At 54.5% G+C, this 25,893-nt stretch carries 22 protein-coding genes; 8 read left to right on the top strand and 14 right to left on the bottom strand.

Annotation, left to right across the window (positions count from 1 at the left end):
- Positions 1 to 168 precede the first annotated feature (168 nt).
- The 6 genes from ABLV11_RS01025 to ABLV11_RS01000 all read right to left on the bottom strand — a co-directional run bounded on the left by ABLV11_RS01025 (position 169) and on the right by ABLV11_RS01000 (position 6,969).
- Entirely contained in the window at positions 169 to 1,533 is a 1,365-nt protein-coding gene (locus ABLV11_RS01025; protein ID WP_004099507.1) for an aromatic acid/H+ symport family MFS transporter, read from the bottom strand.
- 10 nt (positions 1,534 to 1,543) lie between these two features.
- The gene (locus tag ABLV11_RS01020; protein WP_126488618.1) at positions 1,544 to 2,362 is read right to left on the bottom strand and encodes a TIM barrel protein; all 819 of its coding nucleotides are present in this window, start codon (positions 2,360 to 2,362) and stop codon (positions 1,544 to 1,546) included.
- Between the two features lie 64 nt (positions 2,363 to 2,426).
- Positions 2,427 to 4,130 carry an FAD-dependent oxidoreductase gene (locus ABLV11_RS01015; protein ID WP_126488620.1) on the bottom strand — a complete coding sequence of 568 codons (1,704 nt, stop codon included), beginning with the start codon at positions 4,128 to 4,130 and terminating at the stop codon, positions 2,427 to 2,429.
- Positions 4,131 to 4,140: 10 nt separating this feature from the next.
- Positions 4,141 to 4,461 carry an NIPSNAP family protein gene (locus ABLV11_RS01010; RefSeq protein ID WP_126488621.1) on the bottom strand — a complete coding sequence of 107 codons (321 nt, stop codon included), beginning with the start codon at positions 4,459 to 4,461 and terminating at the stop codon, positions 4,141 to 4,143.
- A complete protein-coding gene (locus tag ABLV11_RS01005; RefSeq protein ID WP_126488623.1) occupies positions 4,451 to 6,151 on the bottom strand; it encodes an FAD-dependent oxidoreductase in 1,701 nt (566 codons plus the stop codon). Before ABLV11_RS01005 ends, ABLV11_RS01010 begins: the two co-directional genes overlap by 11 nt.
- A complete protein-coding gene (locus ABLV11_RS01000; RefSeq protein ID WP_126488625.1) occupies positions 6,148 to 6,969 on the bottom strand; it encodes a shikimate dehydrogenase in 822 nt (273 codons plus the stop codon). The genes ABLV11_RS01005 and ABLV11_RS01000 overlap by 4 nt, the downstream gene beginning before the upstream one ends.
- 153 nt (positions 6,970 to 7,122) lie before the next feature.
- Here ABLV11_RS01000 and ABLV11_RS00995 point away from each other — a divergent pair, with 153 nt between their 5' ends.
- Positions 7,123 to 7,881, top strand: coding sequence for an IclR family transcriptional regulator C-terminal domain-containing protein (locus ABLV11_RS00995; RefSeq protein WP_348855116.1), 759 nt, complete (start codon positions 7,123 to 7,125; stop codon positions 7,879 to 7,881).
- Between the two features lie 100 nt (positions 7,882 to 7,981).
- Here the strand turns inward: ABLV11_RS00995 and ABLV11_RS00990 are convergent, their stop codons facing one another.
- The 8 genes from ABLV11_RS00990 to ABLV11_RS00955 all read right to left on the bottom strand — a co-directional run bounded on the left by ABLV11_RS00990 (position 7,982) and on the right by ABLV11_RS00955 (position 16,149).
- Positions 7,982 to 8,314: a hypothetical protein gene (locus ABLV11_RS00990; protein WP_070557192.1), complete on the bottom strand. Its 333-nt coding sequence runs from the start codon at positions 8,312 to 8,314 to the stop codon at positions 7,982 to 7,984.
- 467 nt (positions 8,315 to 8,781) lie between these two features.
- Positions 8,782 to 9,669, bottom strand: coding sequence for a heme o synthase (gene cyoE, locus ABLV11_RS00985; RefSeq protein WP_004111018.1), 888 nt, complete (start codon positions 9,667 to 9,669; stop codon positions 8,782 to 8,784).
- Positions 9,670 to 9,680: 11 nt separating this feature from the next.
- Positions 9,681 to 10,010, bottom strand: coding sequence for a cytochrome o ubiquinol oxidase subunit IV (locus ABLV11_RS00980; RefSeq protein WP_004099523.1), 330 nt, complete (start codon positions 10,008 to 10,010; stop codon positions 9,681 to 9,683).
- Entirely contained in the window at positions 10,010 to 10,621 is a 612-nt protein-coding gene (locus ABLV11_RS00975; RefSeq protein WP_004099525.1) for a cytochrome o ubiquinol oxidase subunit III, read from the bottom strand. Before ABLV11_RS00975 ends, ABLV11_RS00980 begins: the two co-directional genes overlap by 1 nt.
- On the bottom strand, positions 10,611 to 12,602 hold the full coding sequence (gene cyoB, locus ABLV11_RS00970; protein ID WP_004099527.1) for a cytochrome o ubiquinol oxidase subunit I: 1,992 nt from the start codon (positions 12,600 to 12,602) through the stop codon (positions 10,611 to 10,613). Before cyoB ends, ABLV11_RS00975 begins: the two co-directional genes overlap by 11 nt.
- A 19-nt stretch (positions 12,603 to 12,621) precedes the next feature.
- Positions 12,622 to 13,569 (bottom strand): cytochrome o ubiquinol oxidase subunit II, encoded by a 948-nt coding sequence (gene cyoA / locus ABLV11_RS00965; protein ID WP_004099529.1) that lies wholly within the window; start codon positions 13,567 to 13,569, stop codon positions 12,622 to 12,624.
- Positions 13,570 to 14,049: 480 nt separating this feature from the next.
- Positions 14,050 to 15,525, bottom strand: coding sequence for a muropeptide MFS transporter AmpG (gene ampG / locus ABLV11_RS00960; RefSeq protein ID WP_004099531.1), 1,476 nt, complete (start codon positions 15,523 to 15,525; stop codon positions 14,050 to 14,052).
- 45 nt (positions 15,526 to 15,570) lie between these two features.
- A complete protein-coding gene (locus tag ABLV11_RS00955; RefSeq protein WP_004111021.1) occupies positions 15,571 to 16,149 on the bottom strand; it encodes a lipoprotein in 579 nt (192 codons plus the stop codon).
- A gap of 305 nt (positions 16,150 to 16,454) precedes the next feature.
- Between ABLV11_RS00955 and bolA the strand changes: the two genes are divergently transcribed.
- From bolA to ppiD, 7 genes are all read left to right on the top strand, one after another.
- Positions 16,455 to 16,772, top strand: coding sequence for a transcriptional regulator BolA (bolA, locus tag ABLV11_RS00950; RefSeq protein WP_004133447.1), 318 nt, complete (start codon positions 16,455 to 16,457; stop codon positions 16,770 to 16,772).
- 347 nt (positions 16,773 to 17,119) lie between these two features.
- Complete coding sequence (gene tig, locus ABLV11_RS00945) at positions 17,120 to 18,418, top strand: trigger factor (protein ID WP_004099537.1); 1,299 nt, start codon at positions 17,120 to 17,122, stop codon at positions 18,416 to 18,418.
- 315 nt (positions 18,419 to 18,733) lie between these two features.
- On the top strand, positions 18,734 to 19,357 hold the full coding sequence (gene clpP / locus ABLV11_RS00940) for an ATP-dependent Clp endopeptidase proteolytic subunit ClpP (protein WP_003021624.1): 624 nt from the start codon (positions 18,734 to 18,736) through the stop codon (positions 19,355 to 19,357).
- Between the two features lie 132 nt (positions 19,358 to 19,489).
- Positions 19,490 to 20,764, top strand: coding sequence for an ATP-dependent protease ATP-binding subunit ClpX (clpX, locus tag ABLV11_RS00935; protein WP_004099538.1), 1,275 nt, complete (start codon positions 19,490 to 19,492; stop codon positions 20,762 to 20,764).
- Between the two features lie 183 nt (positions 20,765 to 20,947).
- Positions 20,948 to 23,302, top strand: a complete 2,355-nt coding sequence (gene lon, locus ABLV11_RS00930) for an endopeptidase La (RefSeq protein ID WP_004099539.1) — start codon at positions 20,948 to 20,950, stop codon at positions 23,300 to 23,302.
- 208 nt (positions 23,303 to 23,510) lie between these two features.
- Positions 23,511 to 23,783, top strand: a complete 273-nt coding sequence (gene hupB, locus ABLV11_RS00925; protein WP_002444653.1) for a nucleoid-associated protein HU-beta — start codon at positions 23,511 to 23,513, stop codon at positions 23,781 to 23,783.
- 213 nt (positions 23,784 to 23,996) lie between these two features.
- Positions 23,997 to 25,871 carry a peptidylprolyl isomerase gene (gene ppiD, locus ABLV11_RS00920; RefSeq protein ID WP_016808683.1) on the top strand — a complete coding sequence of 625 codons (1,875 nt, stop codon included), beginning with the start codon at positions 23,997 to 23,999 and terminating at the stop codon, positions 25,869 to 25,871.
- Positions 25,872 to 25,893: the final 22 nt, after the last annotated feature.

Below are 25,893 nucleotides of genomic sequence, written 5' to 3'. Positions count from 1 at the left end.
CGCTCATTGATTTATCTTGTATATGCTATTTGTGATTTTGAGTGCTGATTTTGTGAAGTGAATCGATAAGGCATTAGGTTTTTATTTTTCATTTTAAATTTAAATTGAAATTAATTTTTCTTTTTTTGTGGTCGGGCATGGTGCAGCATGCCCGACTGATTAACGCATTTAACCGGTATTGCCGAACGCGGCGGTGGAGGAGGTGGATTTTGGCGCCGAGTCAGCCGCGAAAATTCCTTTGGCCGCGAGCCCGGCGACGGTGATCGCGGCGGGGATGCCAAGGATCAGAAAAACGCTTTCGAAGCTAATATTCAGCGCCAGCATCTCAGCTCCGGCAAAAGCGCTGAGGATGGCGCCCATGCGGCCCACGCCGTGCATCCAGCTGGAACCTGTAGCCCGCGCTTCGGTAGGATAGTAGCGGGCGGAAAGCGCATTCATACCGGTATTGGCGCCGTTTAAACAGGCTCCGCTGATAAACGCCAGCAGGCAGATGAGCGCAAAGCTTGCCGCAGCATATCCCATTGCCATCGTAAACAGGCCGCCAACGGCGTAAATCATTCCGAGCGCCCGATGCGGATTGATCCGGTCCATCAGCCAGCCCGCAAACAGCGAGCCAATGGTTCCTCCCGCCTGGTACATTGCGGTCATCACCGCCGCCTGGCCAACCGTTAGTCCCACCTCTTTCACCAGCGTCGGTAACCAGCTACCGAGAAGATAGACCAGAAAGAGCCCCATAAAATAGACCAGCCAGAGCATCATTGAACCGAAGCGATACTGGCGGGAGAGGACGATGCGCATTGCATTTGCCTGCACGGGCTGGGCTGGGAGAGTGAACTCAGCATCATCGGCGATTTGGCCCGGATAGAGGCGCTGTAAAATCAGCCGAATACGTCGGGCTGGCGCGCGCTTAACCACCAGAAAACGCACCGACTCCGGTAACAGCCAGATCAGGAGCGGCGCGAACAGCAGCGGGAGGATGCCGCCGAGCAGCATCAGCGAGTGCCAGCCAAACTTCGGGATTAGCCATGAGGCGGAGAATCCTCCCGCCGCGGCGCCAAAGGTGAAGCCGCAAAAAATAATCGTAATCAGAAACGAGCGCTGACGCTCAGGCGCATACTCCGACACCAGAGTGCCGATATTCGGCATGGCGGCGCCTAATCCGAGCCCGGTCAGAAAACGAAAAAGCACCATCTGTTCGATGTTTTGCGAAAGGGCGGTGGCAATGGTCCAGAAGCCGAAGAAGAAGACGCTATTGATAATGATTTTTTTCCGCCCCAGCCAGTCGGCGAGCGGCCCGGAGAATATAGCGCCCAGCGCAAGGCCTATCAGCGCGGCGCTGATGACAAAACCGAGTTCATGGTTGCTTACTCCCCATTCCTGCTTCAGCGTCGGGGCGATAAATCCCATGATGGCGATATCAAAGCCGTCCAGCGCAATCACGCAGAAGCCTAAAAACACCACCAGTTTTTGAAAGCGGCTGAGCGGATTGGCGTTGATTAACTCCCTGACGTCCAGGCGTTGAGTCTGTGTCATGGGATGCTCCTTATGCGCAAGGGCGCAGGTAGGACTGCGCGGCGTTAAACAGCAACTGAGCGCGAGTGAGCGCCGGCAGCGCGCCGCGTTCGCCGCTTAGCGGAACCTCGATAGAAACCGGCAGCGTCGCCGGAAGCGCCGCCATCAGTCCATGCAGATCGAGCCCGCCTTCGCCGGGCACCTTACGCGCGGCGCGGGCCTGGTAAATCAGCTCCTGTTCATCCGCGGGGATCTGCGGCGAGGCATCGCAAAGCTGCATATAATTGAGGCAGTTTTTCGGCAGCGCGGCGAGCGTAGACAGCGACTCGCCTGAGCGCCAGAAATGAATCGCGTCGATCAAAATACCGATATCCTGGCGGCCGCTGGCGGCGATAAGCACCTGGGCTTCGGCGATGGTGCGCAGCTGTGTCCAGGGCATGGGCTCCAGGTTCATGGTTAAACCATACTCCTGGCCAGCTTCGGCAAGCCGGGCCAGATTTTCCGCGCTGCGAGCGCGGTTGTCATCATTTCCGGCGACTAAAACCTGTCTGGCGCCCAGACGCGCGGCGGTATGGAGAAAGAGCTGCAAACGAGCGTCCAGCGAAAAATCTGGCGTCAGGCGGACTATCTCAACGTCCGAGACGCGAATACCGGTTTCCATCAGCGCTGCCAGGGTATCGCGGACAGCGGCAGTATCGCCCAGCATGCCATAGTCAGGGTCGGTCGCCGTGGCGGGAAGCAGGCGCAGGCCGACGTGAGTAAATCCGGTTTGGGCCGCGATCCGCACCTGTTGCGGTGGCGGGACGTCGAGTAGGGTAAGCGCGGCGAGTGACAGGGTTCGCATGTTCATAAAGGACTCCAGTACAGTTGCAGGTGATTGTTGTTATGCGTATTGCCGTCCCTGGTAAAATGCTTTACTGCGTTGCTTTATTAATGTTTTCTGCCAGTTTTTTACCGACCATGTAGCCAAAGGTCATGGCCGGACCAAGCGTGATACCGCCGCTGGGATAGAATCCCCGCATCACGCTCGACATATCGTTGCCGATGGCGTAAAGGCCCTGAATCGGCTGCTGCTGCGCGTTGAGAACGCGCGCATTCTCATCGGTAATTAAACCGCTGAAGGAGCCCAGCGAACCGGGCAGAATGCGTACCGCATAAAAAGGCGCGCGGCTGAGTTTCCCAAGCGTAGGGTGAGGGGAACGGCTGGCGTCCCCCTGCGCGCGGTTGTATGCCGACGCGCCGCGCTGATAATCCTTATCCTCCCCCTGGTCTACAAAACCGTTAAAACGGGCGATCGTTTTCGCCAGCTGCTGCGAATCGATAGCGCATGCTTTCGCCAGCGCTTCCAGCGTCTCGCCGACGTACAGATAGCCGGTGCGTCGCCAGGACTCCGGGGCAAAAGGAAAAGGGCGGGCATGGCCTAACCCATAGCGCCGAAGCGCACGGCTATCGCCAATCAGCCACGCCTGTGGCGCTTCGCCAGGCGGCGTGACCTCCAGCAGCGCGGCGATAAAATCGTGGTAGGAATCAGCCTCATTGGTAAAGCGTTTACCGTTGGGCAGTACGGCAATAAAGCCGGGCTTGGCGCGCTCAACCAGATGTGGGAAGACCAGCTGCAGACCGCTGGCCTGCGTCACGCGCGAAACGGGCGCCCAGGCCATCGCATGCCTGAGCGTGGTATCAAACTGGCCGCCGACCGTTTCGCCAAGGCGGATGCCCTCCCCCTGATTACCCGGAGGCGCGGCGGAGAAGTGGCCATAGCCGCTGGCGGCGTGCGGCACGTTTTCGGCCAGGCGCTGTCTGTCGTGAGGAAAGCCGCCGCAGGCGAGGATCACCGCACCGGCCCGAACCTCTATCCGGCCGTCGTCGCTGCGTAATATCGCGCCCTTTACTCCGTTCCCGGATGCGAGCAGCCGTTCAACCGGCGCATTAAGCTGAAAAGTCACTCCTGCATCCAGCGCCGAGCGCAGCAGCCGGGCAACCAAAGCGTTGCCGTTAACCAGATGCTGTCCGCGTCCGGCGCGCAGTCGCTGCCAGCCGTGGCGCAGCAGGCGACGGCTGGCATACAGCGCCGATCGCGGCGAGCGAGTGGCGTTGAAAAAGTGTGCCATATCCGTGCCGCCGGCAATGCCCATCCCCGCGAGGCTGATAGTCTCCAGAGGCGGGCGCAGGCGATGCAGCCAGTCGCCGAGCAGCCGCCCATCGAAAGGCTGCGCCGTGACCGAGCGCCCTCCGGCGGCCGATCCCGGCGAATGATGAAAATCGGGCATTTTGCTGCCGGAAAGAAACTGCACGGCAGTATGGCGGCGGAAAAAGTCAATCATCTCCGGTCCGTGCCGTAAGTAGGCAAGCAGGCGCGCATCGGCCGGTTCACCGTTCATTTCATGCTGCAAATAAACCAGCGGTGCGTTGGGCTCTTCCTTAATCCCCTCTTCACGCGCCAGCGGATTATGCGGGATCCACAGCCAGCCGCCGGACCAGGCGCTGGTGCCGCCAATCACCGACTCTTTCTCCGCAACCAGCACGCTGGCGCCGCCAATGGCGGCAGTGACGGCGGCGGAGAGCCCTGCCGCGCCGGAGCCGACCACCAGAACATCCACGTTCATCTGCCCGCTCATAACCGACTCCTTATTGCAGCGGTGAAAAATCAGTAGGGCGCAGAAGAACCGACTCCAGGCGCTCAACGGCGGCCAGTTCGCGGTTCTTGCGTGAAAACGTCAGCCAGCGTTCGTCCTGCGCCATGCGCGCCCGACGCACCAGGCGATCGTCCAGGCTTTCATAGGCCCAGATATGCACCACCTGATTAACCACCCCAATTTCAGTAAAGAAAAAGCCGATGAGTTTGCCGAGATGTTCGGTTTGTACGACGTAAGCATTGCTTTTATATAACGCCAGCCAGTCGGCCATTTTCAGCGGATTAATGGTGTAGGTACGTTTTTCATAGATCATAATTTTCTCCTGTTGAGAGTGTGTGTTGTTGCGCCATATGGCTGGCTGAGAGATAGCCGAAGGTGAGCGCCGGGCCGAGAGTAATGCCTGGACCGGGATAGGTGCCTGCCATAATCGAATCCATATCGTTACCGACGGCATAGAGCCCTTTAATGGGGCGCCCCTGCTGGTTAATGACCTGAGCATTGGCGGTAGTGACCAGGCCGCGCGAGGTGCCGAGATCGCCGGTATAGAGGGTAATGGCGTAAAACGGCGGGCTGGTCAGCGGAGCGTTACAGGCGTTTGGCCGATGGCCGGGATCGCCCATCGCGCGGTTATAGCTGTTGCCGCCTTTGGCGAACTCCGGGTCGTGGCCCTGGGCGGCATCGCGGTTATAGCGTGCCACCGTTTCTGCCAACGTCTGCGGGTCCAGCCCGAGCTGTTGCGCCAGTTCCGCCAGCGTTTCGGCCTGGTGCAGATAGCCCGCCTTCACCAGCGCGTCGTTATTCACCGGAGCAGGGCGCGCAAGGCCCAGGCCATAGCGCTTCATGGCCAGAGCGTCACAAATCAGGAAGCAGGGGGCGTTTTCTGCCCGGCTTTGCATGGCGCTGGCGAAATGGTGATAAGAATTTGATTCATTCACGAAGCGAACCGCTCGCTGGTTAACGGCAATGATGCCGGGTTTCGCGCGGTCGGTGACCAGGTGAGGGAAGCGCTCTTGCGTGCCGTCGGGACGCCGTAAAACCGAGACCGGCGCCCAGAAAAAGTTAGACGGCAGATCGGCGCCTTCGCGGGCATTGACCGCGGCGGCAAGGCGCAGCGCGGCGCCGTCGTTGGCGGCGGGCGACATGGTGTAGTGCTCGCGAGTAGCAGGGCGATAGCGTTCAGCCAGTTTGCCTGCGGCAAAACCTCCCGCCGCCAGCACCACGCCGCAGCGGGCTTCGAGGAGCTGTGGCTGCCCATCGTTCTCGATTTCCACACCGGTTATTTCGCCATTGCGTTCGCTTAGCGAAAGCACATTCACGTTGAGCCTGAGCTGCATTCCTTTGCGAAAGGCGAGCGTCGCCATGCGCGCTATCAGCGCGTTACCCATCGCCAGTCGTGTTCCTCGAGGGTATTTGAGCCGATCGCGGCCGTAGCGCAGCAGCAGCTTGCCGCAGTGGGTGATAGAGCGCAGGGAGCGGCGCAGATCGAGAAAGTGCTGGATATCGACCCGATTAACCATCATTCCGCCAAATAGCAGCATCCCCGGCGGAGGAGAACGGAGATCGCGGAAATGTTCGCCCAGCTTGCGCCCGTCAAACTCCACCACCTCCAGCGCCCGGCCGACGTCGACGGCACCGGGTTCATCCGGGTAATAATCCGGAGAAAGCGGACGCAGGCTATATTTCACCGCCCCCTCTTTTTCAAGAAACGCCAGCGCCTCGCGTCCCGAAGAGATAAAAGCTTCGATCAGATCCTGACGATAGTTGGGCTCGCCGATGATGGTCCGCAGATAGGTTTTGATTGCCTGCTGACTATCGTCTGTAGTCATTGTTCGCGCCTGATCGCTATCGTGGATCCATACCGCGCCGCCGGAAATGGCGGAGGTGCCGCCAAACTGCGGGGCTTTTTCCAGCATCAGCACCGACAGTCCTTTACAGCAGGCGGTCACCGCCGCGGCAAAGCCTGCTGCGCCGCTGCCGATAACGATGACATCCCAGCTTTTCATGCTGCCGCTCCTTGTTCCTGCGGAATGGCGCCAATGAACTGCCCCATGAGTTTCATCTGCGCCAGCGCCATCTCCGGCCCGGTCTGGATAGTGCAGCCGCGATCGCGGGCGAAGGCCAGAAGCGGGGTGACGATCGGCGCGGTTACCACGTCAGCGACATGCGTTGCTGCGGGAAGGGTTTCCAGCAGCGCCTGCGGCAGCGGTAAAGAAGCGAAACCGGTCATTCCCGCTGGAGAGCCATTCACCACTAAATCCAGACCAGTAAGGGTAGCGGGCAGGTCGCTGAGCTGAACGTGGGGAAAATGGGCTGCCAGTCGGTTATGCAGTTGCTGAAGGGTAGCGGGATTCTGGTCATGCAGGGCCAGCTGAAGGATGCCCGCTTCGCATAATCCCCAGGCAATTGCGCTGCCGACGCCGCCGCAGCCGGAGAGAAGCGCTTTTTTACCCGCGGCATTAAATCCATGCGCCTCTGCGGCAAGCTGGAAGCCGACGCCATCCAGCATATCGCCTTGCAAACGGCCATCGGCCAGCTTACGGATGACATTGACGGCATTCAGGTGTCGGGCTCGCGGCGTTAACTCATCAACCAGGGCAGCGGCACGCTGTTTATGCGGAACGGTAACCAGCACGCCGCTCATGTTGTGCCAGCCGCGTAGCGTATTGAGATAATCAGCAACGGCTTGCGGAGCGATATCCACCGGGATCATGATGCTATCCATCTGTCGTTCGGCAAAGTAGCGGTTGAAGTTCTCCGGCGATTTAACCTGGGTAATCGGGTGGCCGATAACGGCAACGACCTGAGTGAATCCACTGACCATTTCCAACCTCATTTTGTTAAATGAATGTTGTGAAAGTATTTCAGCGGAAGCTGGAAGCGACAACGCAGAATTCGGCCATACTGGTTGTTAATCGCACCACCACTGCGATAATCGCGCTAAACTGATCGTATTGTTGCGAAAGTGTGAACAGCTATGCAAAACCAGATTCATTCCCACGATCTAATCGTCGGCCTGCAAAAGGGGCTGGCGCTGATCCAGCTATTTTCGAAAGAGTTTCCGCGTCTCACGGTGCCGCAGGCGGCGAAAATGAGCGGTCTGACGCCTAGCGCCGCACGCCGTTTTTTCCTCACGCTGCTGCATGAGCGCTATCTGCAGACCGACGGACGTCACTACTGGCTGACGCCCAAAGCGTTAAGGCTGGGGCAGGCGTATGTGGATTCGGCGCAGTTTCCGCGGATGGTGCGACCGATCGTGGAGTACATCGCCAGCCGAACGGAAGAGCATGCTTCGGTAGGTGTGATTGATGACGATGAGCTGGTTTATATTGCCCGCAGCAAGCATACGCCGTTTAACTCGACTTCAGTGCGTCTGGGAGAAAGGGTGCCGATTTACTGTACCGCCGGAGGGCGGCTCTGGCTGGCTTCGTTAGCGGAAGATGAATGTGAAACCGTTTTGCAGCGGATCCGCCGCGAACAGCGCACGCCCTATACGGTAACGGACGTAGCGGCTTTAATGGAAAAGATCGCTCAGGTGCGTCGGCAGGGCTATGCCGCGATTGAGCAGGAGTTTGAAATTGGCATGCTGGTGCTGGCGGTGCCGCTATCCGACAGGGAAGGGCTCTACTGGGGGGCGCTGAGCTTAACCAGCCATCAGTCGAGAACGTCGCTGGAGGCGCTGTGTCGCGACCATCTGGATTTACTCTATAGCGCCCAGGCGATGCTGGTGGGGTGAGATAATATCCATGGACTGATTCAAGGGAAGGGGAGGCATCATAATACCGCGCAGATAAAAAGGCAGGGCTAACCCTGCCTTAAGATCGTTTGAGACTGACTTAAGCGGTCAGGTTCTTAGAGAAGGCACCCCAGTCTGCTGCCATCTCACCGGCGAAAGAGGACCAGCTGTTGGAAAGGGCGCTGAGGGCATCATTCAAGCCTGCATGGCTTGCGGAGAGATATTCGCTCCAGTCAGATGCGCCGGTCAGGAATTTGCCGAGCTCAACGGTACCGTTAATGATGGCGTTGGCGATGGTGGTACCAGCGGTGGTGATAAAATCGCTAAAGCCGCTACCGGCGTTGACAACCAGGCTGGTAATGCTGGTCGCAAAATCGACCAGATTAAAACCGCCAGAAATAGATTCCATTTCGCCAATAGTTAATTCTTTCATTGGTATATCCTTGTTTAATTGAATAAATTTTTATTAGTGGGTCTTGTACCCACGGCGCAAGACTACCATTGACGAATTACGGCAGGCTAGCTGTCCAGGCGTGTGAATTGTTGAATTTTTATATCAATTTAAATCAGTGGGAATAGAGACGAAGATAAACCAGCTCATTTCAAATTATGAATATTGTAGCGGCTATTCTGAAGCGAGTATGAAGCCAGACAAGAGGGGCGCAGGACTTATATTGAGTCTGCACGTAATTTATCTACCTTCGTGGATTAAACTGATCGGCTGTGTTTCGCCAGCGGATCGCGGGGTTTATTGAACGACTCTATTTACGCCGGGCCTTGTGCTGCATGACGCGGTGCAAACATTCACCTGAATTAGTCAGAACGTAAGAAATAGAGGAGTGATTAAGAAAGAGTAAGGTGAAAAAAATGGCGTATCGAACGATACGCCATTAAGCGATATTAGCTGACATAAGCCAGCAGGCTATGTGAATCCGGCACCATAAAGTCAACGGACATCATCACCGACAGCGCGGTAATGGCGACAATCGAAAAGACGAACAGCTTACGCGCCCAGACTTTATCATCCGCCACTTTATAGCCGCGCAGCGCCATACCGAGCCACCAGACGCTCACGGCCGCAGCGACAACCAGATATTTATATCCGGCGTAGCCGCCCAGAGAGAGCATCAGCGTAGCCACGGTGAAGGCGATGATGTAAACGGTAATATGATTTTTGGCGACTGAAATGCCTTTCACCACCGGCAGAACCGGAATATTCGCTGCCTGATAATCCTTAAAGCGGAAGATCGCGATAGCGTAGGAGTGGGGCATCTGCCACAGGCTGAAAATCGCCAGCAGAATCGCGGCACCGCTGTCAAAATCACCGGTAACCGCGCAGTAGCCAATCACCGGCGGCGCAGCGCCGGAGAGAGAACCAATCAACGTGCCGTAGACGGAGTGGCGCTTCATGTACAGGCTGTAAACGCCGACATAAACCACGAACCCCATCACCCCCAGCCAGCAGGCCAGGGGATTAGCGCCAAACCACAGGAGCATGAAGCCAGCAATACCCAGCACGGTGGCGTATACCAGCGAAGCTTCTGGCGAGATCAGCCCTTTGACCAGCACCCGGTTTTTCGTCCGTTCCATCTTACGATCGATATCACGGTCGATATAGTTGTTGAAAACACAACCCGAGGCGACCACCAGGGATACTCCGAGGAGCGTCCAGAGAAATAGCGGGTAGTCGATGTGGCCTTTGGAGGCCAGCAGGAAACCGCCAATCACGGAGATCAGGTTGCCAAAAATGATGCCTGGTTTCGTTACTTGCAGGTATTGCTTAAACATACTCGCCGCTCTTAGTGCATCATCATGTTGTAGTTCAGGTTCCACATAATCCAGATGGAGCCAACGACTACGATAGCAATGATGATTACGGTGAAGATAAATGCGGTCAGGTTCCAACCTTCGTCCGATTTACTGTTCATATGCAGGAAGTACACGAGGTGTACCACAATCTGCACAACTGCAGTAACCAGGATGGTTCCCAGAATTGCCGCATGCGATGCGGAGCCACTCATCACCATTGCAAACGGGATAACCGTCAGAATGATCGACAGAATAAATCCTGTCATGTAGCTCTTCACGCTGCCGTGAGAAGCGCCGCTATGATCGGTAGAATGACTCATTACATCGCCCCCATCAGATAAACAACAGAGAACACGCAGATCCACACGACGTCCAGGAAGTGCCAGAACAGGCTCAGGCACATAATACGGGTGCGGTTAGTGCTGGTCAGCCCACGGCGGGAAACCTGAACCATCAGCACCGCCATCCAGATTAGACCTGAAGTCACGTGCAGACCGTGGGTGCCGACCAGCGCGAAGAACGCTGACAGGAAGCCGCTGCGATCCGGACCCATACCTTCAACAATCAGATGATGGAATTCATAGAGCTCCATCGCGATGAATCCTGCCCCGAAGAGGAAGGTCAGCGCGAGCCAGGAAACGACCTGGCTCTTGTTGTTTTTGTACATGGCGATAGCCGCCATGCCGTAGGTGATGGAGCTGAACAGCAGCAGCGCGGTTTCAACCAGAACGAACGGCAGTTCAAAAATATCTTTACCGGTCGGACCGCCCGCCGTGCCGTTCACCAGAACGGCATAGGTAGCGAACAGAGTGGCGAAGATAATGCAGTCGCTCATCAGGTAGATCCAGAAACCGAATACCTTCATCGGTCCTGTATCATGGTGCCCGTGTTCGTGCGCGTGGGCGTTATGCGCAAGAGTATCAGTTGCCATTTTTCAGCCCTGCTTTGTTAATCTCATCGAAATGCTGATTTTCCAGTTTTTCGACTACTGCAACCGGCACGTAGTAATCCACGTCCTCGTCAAAGCTCTTAATGATCCAGGTCGCCAGGATGCCGACGAAGCTTGCAATCGCCAGCCACCAGATATGCCAGATCATTGCGAAACCAAACAACGTTGCGAAAGCTGCAATGACAATGCCCGCGCCGCTGTTTTTCGGCATATGAATCTCTTCATAGCCAGCCGGTTTCTTATACGCTTCGCCTTTTTCTTTCATTTCCCAGAACGCGTCACGCTCGTGAACGACAGGAACGATAGCGAAGTTGTAGAACGGCGGAGGAGAAGAGGTTGCCCACTCCAGCGTACGGCCGCCCCATGGGTCACCGGTGAGGTCGCGGTTCTGCTCGCGATCGCGGATAGACACGTAGAACTGAATCAGCTGGCAGAGGATACCGCAGGCGATCAGCGCCGCACCGCAGGCTGCAACAACCAGCATCGGATGGAACTGCGGGTCAATCTGCTGGCTCAGGCGACGGGTCATACCCATGAAGCCCAGCACGTACAGCGGCATAAACGCCACGAAGAAACCGATGATCCAGAACCAGAAAGCGCGTTTGCCCCAGGTTTCGTTCAGCGTGAAGCCAAAGGCTTTCGGCCACCAGTAGGTCAGACCTGCGAAGCAACCGAACACTACGCCACCGATGATGACGTTATGGAAGTGCGCGATCAGGAACAGGCTGTTGTGCAGCACGAAGTCTGCGCCCGGTACCGCCAGCAGAACGCCGGTCATACCGCCTACGGAGAAGGTCACGATAAAGCCAATCGTCCACAGCATTGCTGAGTTGAAGACGATGCGGCCCTGGTACATGGTGAACAGCCAGTTGAAGATCTTAACCCCGGTCGGGATAGCGATGATCATGGTCGTAATACCGAAGAAGGCGTTTACGTTCGCGCCCGCACCCATAGTAAAGAAGTGGTGCAGCCAAACGATGAACGACAGAACGGTAATACATACTGTTGCCCATACCAGCGAGGTGTAGCCAAACAGACGCTTACGCGAGAAGGTTGCGGCGATTTCGGAGAAGACGCCGAATACCGGCAGAACCAGAATGTACACTTCCGGGTGACCCCAGGCCCAAATCAGGTTGATGTACATCATCATGTTGCCACCCATATCGTTGGTAAAGAAATGGGTGCCCAGGTAGCGGTCCAGGGTCAGCAGCGCGACGGTGACGGTCAGAATTGGGAAAGAGGCAATAATCAGGATGTTGGCGCACAGAGATGCCCAGCTAAATACCGGCATCTTGAACATGGTCATGCCAGGGGCACGCATCTTGATAATCGTAACAAAGAAGTTAATACCAGTTAACGTTGTACCAATACCGGATAGCTGGAGAGCCCAGATCCAGTAATCGACCCCGACGCCTGGACTGTACTCGATTCCCGATAGCGGCGGATAGGCCAGCCAACCGGTCTGCGCGAATTCACCGACGCCCAGAGAAAGGTTAACCAGAATCACGCCCACAACGGTGAACCAGAAGCTCAGGTTGTTAAGGAATGGGAAGGCAACGTCGCGCGCACCGAGCTGAAGCGGAACCACCAGGTTCATCAGACCGATAACAAACGGCATCGCTACGAAGAAGATCATGATAACGCCGTGGGCGGTAAAGATCTGATCGTAGTGATGAGGCGGCAGGAAGCCTGCTTCCCCGGCCGAGGCCAGCACCTGCTGGCTACGCATCATAACGGCGTCAGCAAAGCCACGCAGCAACATGACGATTGCTACGATAACGTACATGATACCGAGACGTTTGTGGTCAACCGAAGTCAGCCACTCGTTCCAAAGGTAGGACCACTTACCGAAGTAAGTGATGGCAGCCAGAAGCGCCAGCCCCCCAATGATAATTGCAGCCACCGTAACCACAATAATGGGTTCATGGTAGGGCACTGCATCCAGTGTAAGTTTTCCGAACATCGTTTTCTTCCTCGGCCCCTTAGTGAGCGGTTTCCGCGTGGCTCATGTCCATGCCTTCCATTCCTTCGTGCGCTGCATGCTCGCCCTCGGGTTGGGTCATATCCATGCTCTTACCGTGAGACATAAATTTGTTCACCACATCTTTAAACAAATCAGGTTTCACGTTAGAGAAGTATTCCACTTTGTTGTATTCGCTAGGCGCAGCCAGTTTGTCGAACGTTTCCATGGAGTCCATAGCGTTCGCAGACTGTTTGGCTTTCGCTACCCACTGATCGAAGGTTGCACGATCCGGCGTGGCGATAGCTTTGAACTTCATTCCTGAGAAGCCCGGGCCGCTATAGCTGGCGGAGATACCGTCGTAAGTACCAGGTTCGTTCGCGATGAGGTGCAGCTGAGTCTGCATCCCGGCCATTGCGTAAATCTGGCTACCTAAACGTGGGATAAAGAACGAGTTCATCACGGAGTTGGAGGTCACTTTGAAGTGTACCGGTACGTTCGCCGGGAAGGCGATTTCGTTGACGGTAGCAATGCCTTGTTCCGGATAGATGAAGAACCATTTCCAGTCCATCGAAACGACTTCGATGGTGATAGGTTTTTCATCGTGAGCAAGCGGTTTGCTCGGCTCTAATGCGTGAGTTGTTTTCCAGGTCAGAACGGCCAGGAACAGGATGATCAGAATAGGAACCGTCCAGACCACAGCTTCAACTTTGTTGGAGTGTGACCAGTTCGGGCTATACTTCGCATCTTTATTGCTCGCACGATACTTCCAGGCAAATCCTACTGCCATCAAGACGGCTGGAATAACGACGATCATCATCAGGCCAAAGGCCGTCAGAATCAGAGAGCGTTGCTCCAGTCCAATCTGTCCTTTTGGGTCGAGGAGTGCAGAATCACAACCACTGAGTAATACAGTGCCTGCGATTAATGACATCCATCCCAAACTTTTATTGTATTTCCTAAGTCTCATTGAACGACCTCAATTCCACGGAATCTGGTGGCGCTTAAAGTGTACGGGCATTTTACGGGAAGGTTGCATTACTGTAAACATAGTTGGAGCTGTGTCTGTTCTATGTTAGCGGCTTCTGCTTGCCTTGTCACATATGTTACGGAGTGTGACATTATAGCTTGCAAACCTTGATTTACGCGGGATTGATAACGAAAGGGATAAGAACGAAAGGGTTTATAAGAGAATGAGCATAACCACCTGCAAAACAACACAAATAATTAACAATTAATTATCAAATTAAAGACATCATAAAAGCCGAAAATAAAACCAGCTGAGCTGAATCGGTTAAATTATTTATAGATTCGCATAAAAATTGTCAATAATTTCCAGAAATCTAAAACGCACAAAACAACAAATCAGGTACATTGAATATAAAATCGTTAATAAGACGTTATAATTACGTTTGGTAATTACAACGTCCATTTACGTTCTTGCGCTGATTTAAATCAACTCGGTTTTGCGCAATGCGAGGTAGTCAAGGAACGCGCCGAGCAAAATACCCGCAACGGCGGTAAGAACGGCAACCTCAAGCAGGCCCGCGAGGAAGGAAAAGGTGGTGTAATCCAGCGCGTTGAGGACCAGCAGCAGTAGCCATATCGCCAGCATCAGGCAGCCAATCGCCAGAATAACTAATGCCAGCCCGTAGGCCTGAGGAAAAAGCGTGCGCGGCATAAAGCTCTCCGAACGTTGAGTATGTTCAAGCGTACGGCGACAAATTAACAGCAGCAAAATCCCCGGTACCGCAGCAACAACGGAAAAGAGATAGAAAGCAGGCCATCCGTGGGCTTCGACAAACCAGCCGGCGATAGGCCCCACATATACGCGCCCAACGGCGGAGAGCGCTGAGAGCAAAGCGAACTGGGTGGCTGAAAATGACTTATTGCACAGCGTCATCAGCAGCGCAACGAATGCCGCCGTGCCCATTCCGCCGCACAGGTTTTCGAAAAACACCGCCGTCGCCATGGAGAAAAGGTGTTTATCGGTAATTGAGAGCAGCCAATACCCGGCGTTGGATACCCCCTGCAGCAGGCCGAAAATCAGCAGCGCGCGGAAAAGCGTCAGGCGCTGCATAAGCACGCCGCCATAAAGCGCACCGACAATCGTGGCGAACAGGCCGAGCGTTTTATTGACCATGCCCACTTCGCCCGCATCAAAACCGACGCCGCGAATCAGGAAGGTGGTGGTCAGACTCATGGCAAACGCGTCGCCAAGCTTATAAAGGACGATAAGCAAGAGAATAAGCCAGGCATTATTGCGGCCGAAGAAGTCGCGCAGCGGTGCGGCGACGGCCTGCTCCAGCGTCTTCGGCACCGGAATGACGTCGCTGGGTTCCGGGGCCAGCAGAGTAGCAATAATGCAGGGGATTAGCAGTGCGGCCATCAGCCAGTACATCCCCTGCCATCCCAGCCAGCGATCGGCCAGCCATAGCGCCAGCCCGCCGGAAACCAGCATCCCCAGACGATAGCCCAGCACGCTGATTGCCGCCCCGGTGCCTCGCTCTTCAGCGGCCAGCACGTCGGTCTTCCACGCGTCAAACACGATATCCTGCGAGGCGGAGCAAAAGGCGATAACGACCGCCAGCGCCGCCATCCAGCGTAGTTGCGTGGAAGGTTCAAGGAATCCCATCGCCGCAATGGCAATAAGTAGCAAGATCTGGGTCGCCAGCAGCCAGCCGCGTCGACGACCAAGAAACGGCGGCGTATAGCGGTCCATTACCGGCGACCAGAGGAATTTAAAGACGTAGGCCTGCCCGACGAGCGAGAAAAAACCGATGGTTTTGAGATCGATGTTTTCAACGGTCATCCACGCCTGTAGCGTGCCGGAGGTCAGGGCTAGCGGTAATCCAGAGGCGAAACCGAGAATCAGCAGGATAGCTGATTTTGGCTGCGTGAAAATGCGTAAATAATGATTGGACATAGCATATCGTGCAGACCCGACGCGAGGCCGGGTCTGCAACTCAAATTAACGCGCGTTTTGCTTGATGAAATCGTGAATGCTGGTGTCCTGCGCCATGTCGGCGATGGTATCGGTCATGACGCTGTTTACCGCATCGGCGATATTTTTGTTCGAGGCCTGGAAGGCGCCTTCAACAGAGTAGCTGGCACGGTAGTTTTTCGTCATCTTATTGCCGTTGGCGGCGGTCGCGATAATCGCAATATCCGCTTTGGTCGCAATGTTGTAGCGTACGTTGCCTTGAGAAACGTCGGCGTACAGTTTGTTGACGATGATTTGCAGGTCAACCGCGCCGTTTGGACCAATCATGTAGCCACGCGAGGTCATCTGCTTCTCGAGCACTTCCTGCAGCAAGAAACGCAGATCGCGGGAGGCGGTTAGCGTAACCTGCTGATTATCACGGGTGACTTTCGCCAGCGCCTGATCCGGACGCTGATCGGCGCCGTTAATGCTGACGGTCACGCCCATCAGGCTCGGATCCTGCTGCGGCAGCGTGATTTTCGGCGATACCTCAATAGTGGTCGGCGGAGTGGCGCATCCGGCCAGCATAAACAGCGCGACCAAAGGAAAGAGAATTTTCTTAAACATGTTCAGGGTCTCAACGCATGGTGGAGTGGTAATGAGGAAAATTCCCGCCATCATAACATCGCCAACGGCAAGGGGAAGTGGCAACGCATGTAAATTCATCGTCTTGTGCGTTTTCTGGCCTTGCCATATCGGTTATCTCCTTCCGGGCGGGGCTTCAGCGAGACAGAATCAGTAAACCTGATACTTTTGCCGCAAAATATCAGAGGAATGCTAATTTTTTGTTGTTTTCGCCCAATGGAAGCGGTAAAAGCGGCTAACATTTAAAGGGAATGGCGGCAATACAGCGTTGTCGGAGGAGAAAATTCATGATGATACGTGAACAGATCGAAGCAAAACTTAGGGCAGCGTTCGACCCGGTGTATCTTGAAGTCGTGGATGAAAGCTATCGCCACAACGTTCCTGCGGGCTCTGAAAGTCATTTTAAAGTGGTGTTGGTAAGCGATCGCTTCCTTGGCGAGCGTTTTCTTAATCGTCACCGTATGATTTACGGAACGTTGACTGAGGAACTATCAAGCACCGTGCACGCTCTGGCGTTGCATACCTACACAATCAAAGAGTGGGAAGGGCTACAGGATACCGTCTTTGCTTCTCCTCCTTGTCGCGGAGCTGGAAGTATCGCGTAGAAATCACATTTGCAACCGCTGGAGCTTTTCCAGTATGTTGCGTGGAGATTTATGAGAAAACGGCCTGCGGGCCGTTTTGTTTTGCCTGAAAATTGTGCGATGCGCGCGTTTTGGCAGGCAAATTTGCTCGGGAAATGTGAAAAAAGCCGCAGCAGTGGGCGACAACCGTTCTCGACTCACAAAAGTGATGCCGCTATAATGCCGCGTCTTTTATTATGAATGTCTTCGGGATGATTCTGACGACAGGGAATGTGTTTCTGATTTGAAGAGGGCATCCCGGTTCTGCGAAGCAACCAGTTCGCGCTTCCAGAGTTGACCGAGCACTGTGATTTTTTTGAGGTAACAAGATGCAAGTTTCAGTTGAAACCACTCAGGGCCTTGGGCGCCGTGTAACGATTACTATCGCCGCTGACAGCATCGAGAATGCTGTCAAAAGCGAGCTGGTCAACGTAGCGAAAAAAGTTCGCATTGACGGCTTCCGTAAAGGCAAAGTGCCGATGAATGTTGTTGCTCAGCGTTATGGCGCATCTGTTCGCCAGGACGTGCTGGGTGATCTGATGAGCCGCAACTTCGTTGACGCGATCATCAAAGAAAAAATTAATCCGGCCGGCGCGCCGAACTATGTTCCGGGCGAATACAAGCTGGGTGAAGATTTCACCTACGCGGTAGAGTTCGAAGTTTATCCGGAAGTTGAGCTGCAGGGTCTGGAAGCGATCGAAGTTGAAAAACCGGTTGTTGAAGTGACCGACGCCGATGTTGATACCATGCTGGATACTCTGCGCAAGCAGCAGGCTAACTGGAAAGAAAAAGACGGCGCAGTTGATGCTGAAGACCGCGTTACCGTTGACTTCACTGGTTCCGTTGACGGCGAAGAGTTCGAAGGCGGCAAAGCCTCTGACTTCGTCCTGGCGATGGGCCAGGGCCGCATGATCCCGGGTTTTGAAGAGGGTATCAAAGGCCACAAAGCTGGCGAAGAGTTCACCATCGACGTGACCTTCCCGGAAGAGTACCACGCTGAAAACCTGAAAGGTAAAGCGGCGAAGTTCGTTATCAACCTGAAAAAAGTTGAAGAACGTGAACTGCCAGAACTGACTGAAGAGTTCATCAAACGTTTCGGCGTTGAAGATGGTTCTGTAGCCGGTCTGCGCGCTGAAGTGCGTAAAAACATGGAGCGCGAGCTGAAAGGCGCCGTGCGTAACCGCGTTAAGTCTCAGGCTATCGAAGGCCTGGTAAAAGCTAACGATATCGACGTACCGGCTGCACTGATCGACAGCGAAATCGACGTTCTGCGTCGTCAGGCTGCTCAGCGTTTTGGCGGTAACGAGAAACAGGCTCTGGAACTGCCGCGTGAGCTGTTCGAAGAGCAGGCTAAACGCCGCGTTGTTGTTGGTCTGCTGCTGGGCGAAGTGATTCGTACCAACGAGCTGAAAGCTGACGAAGATCGCGTAAAAGGTCTGATCGAAGAGATGGCTTCCGCTTACGAAGATCCGAAAGAAGTGGTCGAGTTCTACAGCAAGAACAAAGAGCTGATGGACAACATGCGCAACGTTGCGCTGGAAGAGCAGGCCGTTGAAGCCGTGCTGGCGAAAGCTAAAGTGTCTGAAAAAGCCACTTCCTTCAGCGAACTGATGAACCAGCAGGCGTAATTTCGCCTCAAGGTTTAAGGTTTGAGTAAAAACCCGTTGCCGAAAGGCTGCGGGTTTTTTTATTGCAATGATAGCCTTAGGATGAGTGCGAAAAGGCGATTTCAGTGATAGCGTTACGGCAAAAGATTGTTATGCTTGAATTATGGCGACGTCATCCCCATAACCGGGAGACGTAACTGCATTGGCATAATCATGCGCCGTAATGAAGCGTGCATCTATGCACTTCTGCCCGACAGCAGAAATTCTGGCTGATAATCCGTCCGTAAGGTTACAATCAGTGCAGCGGTTTTTTTCAAATTAATCCAGGAGACGGAAATGTCATACAGTGGCGAACGAGACAACTTTGCACCCCATATGGCCCTGGTGCCGATGGTCATTGAACAGACCTCACGCGGCGAACGTTCATTTGATATTTACTCCCGTCTGCTCAAGGAGCGCGTCATTTTTCTGACCGGCCAGGTAGAAGATCACATGGCTAACCTGATCGTGGCGCAGATGCTGTTTCTGGAAGCGGAAAACCCGGAAAAAGATATCTATCTGTACATTAACTCTCCGGGCGGCGTGATTACCGCCGGGATGTCTATCTATGACACCATGCAGTTCATTAAGCCAGACGTGAGCACCATTTGTATGGGCCAGGCGGCCTCTATGGGCGCATTCCTGCTCACCGCCGGGGCGAAAGGCAAGCGTTTCTGCCTGCCGAACTCACGCGTGATGATTCACCAGCCGCTGGGCGGCTACCAGGGCCAGGCGACGGATATCGAAATCCACGCCCGCGAAATCCTGAAGGTGAAAGGTCGCATGAATGAACTGATGGCACATCATACGGGTCAATCTCTTGAGCAGATCGAGCGTGACACCGAGCGCGATCGCTTCCTGTCTGCCTCAGAAGCAGTGGAATACGGCCTCGTCGACTCCATTTTGACTCATCGTAATTGATGCCCCTGGCGCAAGGGTGCCGCTATACTTGGTTGTAAGAGGGCGGCACAACGCTTCATAGCGGTTTGCGCCTGAGAATGGCATTTGCGTCGTCGTGTGCGGCACAAAGAACTTAATAAGAGGTTTGGACTCATGACAGATAAACGCAAAGATGGTTCGGGCAAACTGTTGTACTGCTCTTTTTGCGGCAAAAGCCAGCATGAAGTGCGTAAGCTAATCGCCGGGCCATCCGTGTATATCTGCGACGAATGCGTTGATTTATGTAACGACATCATTCGCGAAGAAATTAAAGAAGTCGCGCCGCATCGCGAGCGCAGCGCGCTGCCGACTCCGCACGAAATTCGCCACCATCTGGACGATTACGTTATCGGCCAGGAGCCGGCGAAAAAAGTGCTGGCGGTGGCGGTATACAATCACTACAAACGTCTGCGCAATGGCGACACCAGCAACGGCGTAGAGTTGGGTAAAAGCAACATTCTGCTGATCGGACCGACCGGTTCCGGTAAAACGCTGCTGGCGGAAACGCTGGCGCGCCTGCTGGATGTGCCTTTCACCATGGCGGATGCCACCACTCTGACCGAAGCCGGTTACGTGGGTGAAGACGTTGAAAACATCATCCAGAAGCTGCTGCAGAAGTGCGACTACGACGTACAGAAAGCCCAGCGCGGTATCGTCTACATTGATGAAATCGACAAAATTTCCCGTAAATCGGATAACCCGTCGATCACCCGCGATGTCTCCGGCGAAGGCGTGCAGCAAGCGCTGTTGAAGCTTATTGAAGGCACCGTTGCCGCGGTTCCGCCGCAGGGCGGGCGTAAGCATCCGCAGCAGGAGTTCCTGCAGGTTGATACCTCTAAGATCCTGTTCATCTGCGGCGGCGCCTTTGCAGGACTGGATAAGGTCATTTCTCACCGTGTTGAAACCGGTTCTGGTATCGGTTTCGGCGCGACGGTTAAGGCTAAATCCGACAAGGCCAGCGAAGGCGAGCTGTTGTCTCAGGTTGAACCGGAAGATCTGATTAAGTTTGGTCTGATTCCTGAGTTCATCGGGCGTCTGCCGGTGGTGGCGACCCTGAGCGAGCTGAGCGAAGAAGCGCTGATTCAGATCCTCAAAGAGCCGAAAAACGCCCTGACCAAGCAGTATCAGGCGCTGTTCAGCCTTGAAGGCGCTGAGCTGGAGTTCCGCGACGAAGCGCTGGATGCTATCGCTAAGAAAGCGATGGCGCGTAAAACCGGCGCTCGCGGCCTGCGTTCTATCGTTGAAGCCGCGCTGCTCGATACCATGTACGATCTTCCGTCAATGGAAGATGTGGAAAAAGTGGTCATCGATGCCTCGGTTATCGATGGTCAGAGCAAGCCGCTGCTGATTTACGGCAAACCGGAAGCGCAGCAGGCATCTGGTGAATAATTAACCAATTTGCTCAAGCAGTTAACAAAAAGGGGGGATTTTATCTCCCCTTTTATTTTTCCTGCATTCCCGCCGTTGAATGTATGGAATACATCCCCATATACTGGTTTACATATTAACGGCGACGCGTCGTTGAGTTGCGTCGTCGGCTACCTGGCGGACTTTAAACTAAGAGAGAGCTCTATGAATCCTGAGCGTTCTGAACGCATTGAAATCCCCGTATTGCCGTTGCGCGATGTGGTGGTTTATCCGCACATGGTCATACCCCTGTTTGTAGGGCGGGAAAAATCTATCCGTTGTCTCGAAGCAGCCATGGATCATGATAAAAAAATCATGCTGGTTGCGCAGAAAGAAGCCTCGACGGATGAGCCGGGTGTAAACGATCTTTTCACCGTCGGGACCGTGGCGTCTATTTTGCAAATGCTGAAGCTACCGGACGGTACTGTCAAAGTGCTGGTCGAAGGTTTGCAGCGCGCGCGCATCTCTGCGCTATCTGATAACGGCGAGCATTTTTCGGCGAAAGCTGAATATCTCGAATCGCCGGCGATTGACGAACGCGAGCAGGAAGTGCTGGTTCGTACCGCTATCAGCCAGTTTGAAGGCTACATCAAGCTGAACAAGAAAATCCCACCGGAAGTGCTGACGTCGCTGAATAGCATCGACGATCCGGCGCGCCTTGCGGATACCATCGCAGCCCATATGCCGCTGAAGCTGGCGGACAAACAGTCCGTGCTGGAGATGTCCGACGTTAACGAACGTCTGGAATATCTCATGGCGATGATGGAGTCAGAAATCGATCTGCTGCAGGTTGAGAAGCGTATTCGCAACCGCGTGAAAAAGCAGATGGAGAAATCTCAGCGCGAGTACTACCTGAATGAGCAAATGAAAGCCATTCAAAAAGAGCTCGGCGAGATGGACGACGCCCCTGACGAGAACGAAGCGCTGAAGCGTAAGATCGACGCGGCGAAAATGCCGAAAGAGGCAAAAGAGAAAACCGAAGCGGAACTGCAAAAACTGAAAATGATGTCCCCGATGTCGGCGGAAGCAACCGTCGTTCGCGGCTACATTGACTGGATGGTGCAGGTACCGTGGAACGCCCGCAGCAAGGTTAAAAAAGACCTGCGTCAGGCTCAGGAGATCCTCGACACCGATCACTACGGTCTGGAGCGCGTGAAGGATCGCATCCTTGAGTACCTCGCGGTGCAGAGCCGTGTTAACAAGCTCAAAGGGCCAATCCTGTGCCTGGTTGGGCCTCCGGGGGTTGGTAAAACCTCGCTGGGTCAATCTATCGCCAAAGCAACCGGACGTAAGTACGTGCGTATGGCGCTGGGCGGCGTGCGTGACGAAGCGGAAATCCGCGGTCACCGCCGTACCTACATTGGCTCAATGCCGGGCAAACTGATCCAGAAAATGGCCAAAGTGGGCGTTAAAAACCCGCTGTTCTTACTGGATGAGATCGACAAAATGTCTTCGGACATGCGGGGCGATCCGGCATCGGCGCTGCTGGAGGTGTTGGATCCGGAACAGAACGTGGCTTTCAACGACCACTATCTGGAAGTGGATTACGATCTCAGCGACGTGATGTTCGTCGCGACCTCTAACTCCATGAATATTCCGGCGCCGCTGCTGGATCGTATGGAAGTGATTCGCCTCTCCGGCTACACCGAAGATGAGAAGCTGAACATCGCCAAACGCCATTTGCTGTCAAAACAGATAGAGCGTAATGCGCTCAAAAAAGGCGAGCTGACGGTTGATGACAGCGCGATTATCGGCATTATCCGTTACTACACTCGTGAAGCGGGCGTGCGTGGTCTGGAGCGCGAAATCTCGAAACTGTGTCGTAAAGCGGTCAAACAGCTGTTGCTGGATAAGTCGCTGAAGCATATTGAGATTAACGGCGACAACCTGCATGACTTCCTGGGCGTGCAGCGCTACGACTATGGCCGTGCGGATAGTGAAAATCGCGTGGGTCAGGTGACTGGCCTGGCGTGGACGGAAGTGGGCGGCGATCTGCTGACCATTGAAACCGCCTGTGTTCCGGGTAAAGGAAAGCTGACCTATACCGGTTCACTGGGTGAGGTTATGCAGGAATCTATCCAGGCTGCGCTGACCGTGGTGCGTTCGCGTGCGGATAAGCTGGGTATTAACTCAGACTTTTATGAAAAACGCGATATCCACGTGCACGTACCGGAAGGCGCAACGCCGAAAGATGGCCCAAGCGCCGGTATTGCGATGTGTACCGCACTGGTTTCCTGCCTGACGGGTAATCCGGTGCGCGCCGATGTGGCGATGACCGGGGAAATCACCCTCCGCGGTCAGGTTTTGCCAATCGGTGGTCTGAAGGAAAAACTGTTGGCTGCACACCGTGGCGGCATTAAGACTGTTCTGATTCCTGATGAAAATAAACGTGACCTTGAAGAAATTCCAGATAACGTTATCGCCGATTTAGATATCCATCCGGTGAAACGAATCGAGGAAGTTCTGGCACTTGCACTGCAGAACGAGCCGTTTGGTATGGAAGTCGTCACGGCAAAATAGTGATTTCGCGCAAATAGCGCTAAGAAAAATAGGGCTGGTAAGTAAATTCGTACTTGCCAGCCTTTTTTTGTGTAGCTAACTTAGATCGCTGGCAGGGGGGTCAATTACAACTCTGTTGTAAGGGCATGACAGTCCTGATATAACTGCTGCGCGGTCGCGCCACGAAGGATTCTGGTGCGATATAAATTATAAAGAGAGGAAGAGAACAGTGAATAAATCTCAACTGATTGACAAAATTGCTGCCGGTGCGGACATTTCTAAAGCCGCAGCTGGACGTGCGTTAGATGCTTTAATCGCTTCTGTTACTGAATCTCTGCAGGCTGGGGATGACGTTGCGCTGGTAGGGTTTGGTACTTTTGCTGTTAAAGAGCGCGCTGCCCGTACCGGTCGCAATCCGCAAACAGGCAAAGAAATCACCATCGCTGCTGCTAAAGTACCGGGTTTCCGTGCAGGTAAAGCGCTGAAAGACGCGGTAAACTGATCGACTTCCCCACTGGGGTCTGTGACGAAGTACAAGGGCGCATCGCAAGATGTGCCTTTTTTATTTGCCAGAATGAGACTTAATGTGACTTTATACGCACTTGTGGGCTGACAATCACCCCGTTTTCTTGTCAAAATACGTCCTCACGCGCGGCGGCCATCACATGCTATGCTGCGCGAGCAAAAGTCATCTACAGCGGAGCGTTGTTACACCATGATGGACAACCTACGCACGGCCGCCAACAGCGTCGTGCTCAAGATTATTTTCGGTATCATTATCGTCTCGTTCATTTTGACCGGGGTGAGTGGTTACCTGATTGGCGGTGGAAACAACTATGCCGCAAAAGTTAATGACCAGGAGATTGGTCGCGCACAGTTTGAAAATGCCGTTGCCAGCGAGCGTAACCGCATGCAGCAGCAGCTTGGCGATCAGTTTTCTGAACTGGCGGCCAATGAAAATTACATGAAGACCATGCGTCAGCAGGTGTTGAACCGTCTGATTGACGAGGCGCTGCTCGATCAGTACGCCCGTGAACTGGGCCTTAATATCAGCGACGACCAGGTCAAGCAGGCTATCTTCAAGACCCAGGCTTTCCAGGCGGATGGCAAATTTGATAACGAGCGCTTCAGCCGTATCGTTAATCAAATGGGGATGACGACGGACCAGTACGCTCAGGCATTACGTAATCAGCTGACGACTCAGCAACTGATTAACGCCGTTGCCGGTACCGATTTTATGCTGCCGGGCGAATCCGACCAGCTGGCGGCGCTGGTGTCGCAACAGCGCGTCGTCCGTGAAGCGACGATTGACGTAAACGCGCTGGCGGCGAAGCAAACCGCCACCGACGATGAAATCAACGCGTTTTACCAGCAGAACCAGGCGCGTTTTATGGCGCCTGAGCAGTTCCGCGTCAGCTACATCAAGATGGATGCTGCGAGCATGCAGGAAAACGTCTCTGACCAGGAAATTCAGTCATGGTACGACCAGCATCAGGATCAGTTCACTCAGCCGCAGCGTAATCGCTACAGCATCATCCAGACCAAAACCGAAGCGGATGCTCAGGCGGTGCTTGATGAGCTGAAAAAAGGCGCTGATTTCGCCGCGCTGGCCAAAGAAAAATCAACCGATATTATCTCTGCCCGCAACGGTGGTGATATGGGCTGGCTGGAAGATGCGGCTACCGTGCCGGAGCTGAAAGAGGCCGGTCTGAAAGAAAAAGGCCAGCTTTCAGGCGTAATTAAATCTTCCGTCGGTTTCCTGGTGGCGCGTCTGGATGACGTTCAGCCCGCTCAGGTAAAACCGCTGGCTGACGTTCGCGATGATATCGCGGCTAAAGTGAAGCAGGAGAAAGCTCTGGATGCTTACTATGCGCTGCAGCAAAAAGTCAGCGACGCGGCGAGCAACGATAACGAATCCCTGGCTGGCGCGGCTCAGGTTGCCGGTCTGAAAGTGGTTGAAACCGGCTGGTTTGGTCGCGATAACCTGCCGCAGGAGCTGAATTTCAAACCGGTTTCTGACGCTATTTTCAACGGCGGTCTGGTTGGCGAAAACGGTACGCCGGGCAGCAACTCCGATATCATCACCGTCGACGGCGATCGCGCGTTTGTTCTGCGCATCAGCGAGCATAAACCGGAGGCGGTCAAACCGCTGGCGGAGGTGAAAGCGCAGGTGAGCGATATTGTTAAGCACAACAAAGCGGAGCAGCAGGCGAAGCTGGATGCCGATAAGCTGCTGACGGCCCTGAAAGAGGGTAAAGGCGATGAAGCGATGAAAGCGGCGGGCCTGAGCTTCGGAGCGCCGCAGACGCTGTCGCGTACCGGTCAGGAAGCGTTGATCCAGTCTGTCTTTGCGCTACCGCTGCCGCAGGCGGGTAAGCCCAGCTACGGCGTGGGCACGGACATGCAGGGTAATGTAGTACTGCTGGCGCTGGATGAAGTGAAAGCGGGTACGATGCCGGAAGAGCAGAAAAAGGCGATGATTCAGGGCATCACCCAGAATAACGCACAGATCGCCTTCGAAGCGCTGATGAGTAACCTGCGTAAAGCGGCGAAAATTAAGCTCGGCGACATTATCGATCAGCAACAATAATTACGTGCTGCTTCGCAAAAGC

The sequence above is a fragment of the Klebsiella sp. GW_Kp181 genome, assembly GCF_040062315.1.
GTDB lineage: Bacteria > Pseudomonadota > Gammaproteobacteria > Enterobacterales > Enterobacteriaceae > Klebsiella > Klebsiella oxytoca.
The sequence above is the reverse complement of the archived record's forward strand: the minus strand, read 5'-3'. Positions and strand labels throughout refer to the sequence as shown.

Coding starts and splice junctions, on each gene's coding strand:
- ABLV11_RS01010 (WP_126488621.1), bottom strand. CDS start 4,461: ATGATCTATGAAAAACGTACCTACACCATTAATCCGCTGAAAATGGCC.
- ABLV11_RS01020 (WP_126488618.1), bottom strand. CDS start 2,362: ATGAACATGCGAACCCTGTCACTCGCCGCGCTTACCCTACTCGACGTC.
- ampG (WP_004099531.1), bottom strand. CDS start 15,525: ATGTCCAATCATTATTTACGCATTTTCACGCAGCCAAAATCAGCTATC.
- ABLV11_RS00980 (WP_004099523.1), bottom strand. CDS start 10,010: ATGAGTCATTCTACCGATCATAGCGGCGCTTCTCACGGCAGCGTGAAG.
- ABLV11_RS00995 (WP_348855116.1), top strand. CDS start 7,123: ATGCAAAACCAGATTCATTCCCACGATCTAATCGTCGGCCTGCAAAAG.
- ABLV11_RS00990 (WP_070557192.1), bottom strand. CDS start 8,314: ATGAAAGAATTAACTATTGGCGAAATGGAATCTATTTCTGGCGGTTTT.
- clpP (WP_003021624.1), top strand. CDS start 18,734: ATGTCATACAGTGGCGAACGAGACAACTTTGCACCCCATATGGCCCTG.
- lon (WP_004099539.1), top strand. CDS start 20,948: ATGAATCCTGAGCGTTCTGAACGCATTGAAATCCCCGTATTGCCGTTG.
- ABLV11_RS01025 (WP_004099507.1), bottom strand. CDS start 1,533: ATGACACAGACTCAACGCCTGGACGTCAGGGAGTTAATCAACGCCAAT.
- ABLV11_RS00975 (WP_004099525.1), bottom strand. CDS start 10,621: ATGGCAACTGATACTCTTGCGCATAACGCCCACGCGCACGAACACGGG.
- cyoB (WP_004099527.1), bottom strand. CDS start 12,602: ATGTTCGGAAAACTTACACTGGATGCAGTGCCCTACCATGAACCCATT.
- clpX (WP_004099538.1), top strand. CDS start 19,490: ATGACAGATAAACGCAAAGATGGTTCGGGCAAACTGTTGTACTGCTCT.
- ABLV11_RS00955 (WP_004111021.1), bottom strand. CDS start 16,149: ATGTTTAAGAAAATTCTCTTTCCTTTGGTCGCGCTGTTTATGCTGGCC.
- tig (WP_004099537.1), top strand. CDS start 17,120: ATGCAAGTTTCAGTTGAAACCACTCAGGGCCTTGGGCGCCGTGTAACG.
- ppiD (WP_016808683.1), top strand. CDS start 23,997: ATGATGGACAACCTACGCACGGCCGCCAACAGCGTCGTGCTCAAGATT.
- cyoE (WP_004111018.1), bottom strand. CDS start 9,669: ATGTTTAAGCAATACCTGCAAGTAACGAAACCAGGCATCATTTTTGGC.
- cyoA (WP_004099529.1), bottom strand. CDS start 13,569: ATGAGACTTAGGAAATACAATAAAAGTTTGGGATGGATGTCATTAATC.
- ABLV11_RS01000 (WP_126488625.1), bottom strand. CDS start 6,969: ATGGTCAGTGGATTCACTCAGGTCGTTGCCGTTATCGGCCACCCGATT.
- ABLV11_RS01015 (WP_126488620.1), bottom strand. CDS start 4,130: ATGAGCGGGCAGATGAACGTGGATGTTCTGGTGGTCGGCTCCGGCGCG.
- ABLV11_RS01005 (WP_126488623.1), bottom strand. CDS start 6,151: ATGAAAAGCTGGGATGTCATCGTTATCGGCAGCGGCGCAGCAGGCTTT.
- bolA (WP_004133447.1), top strand. CDS start 16,455: ATGATGATACGTGAACAGATCGAAGCAAAACTTAGGGCAGCGTTCGAC.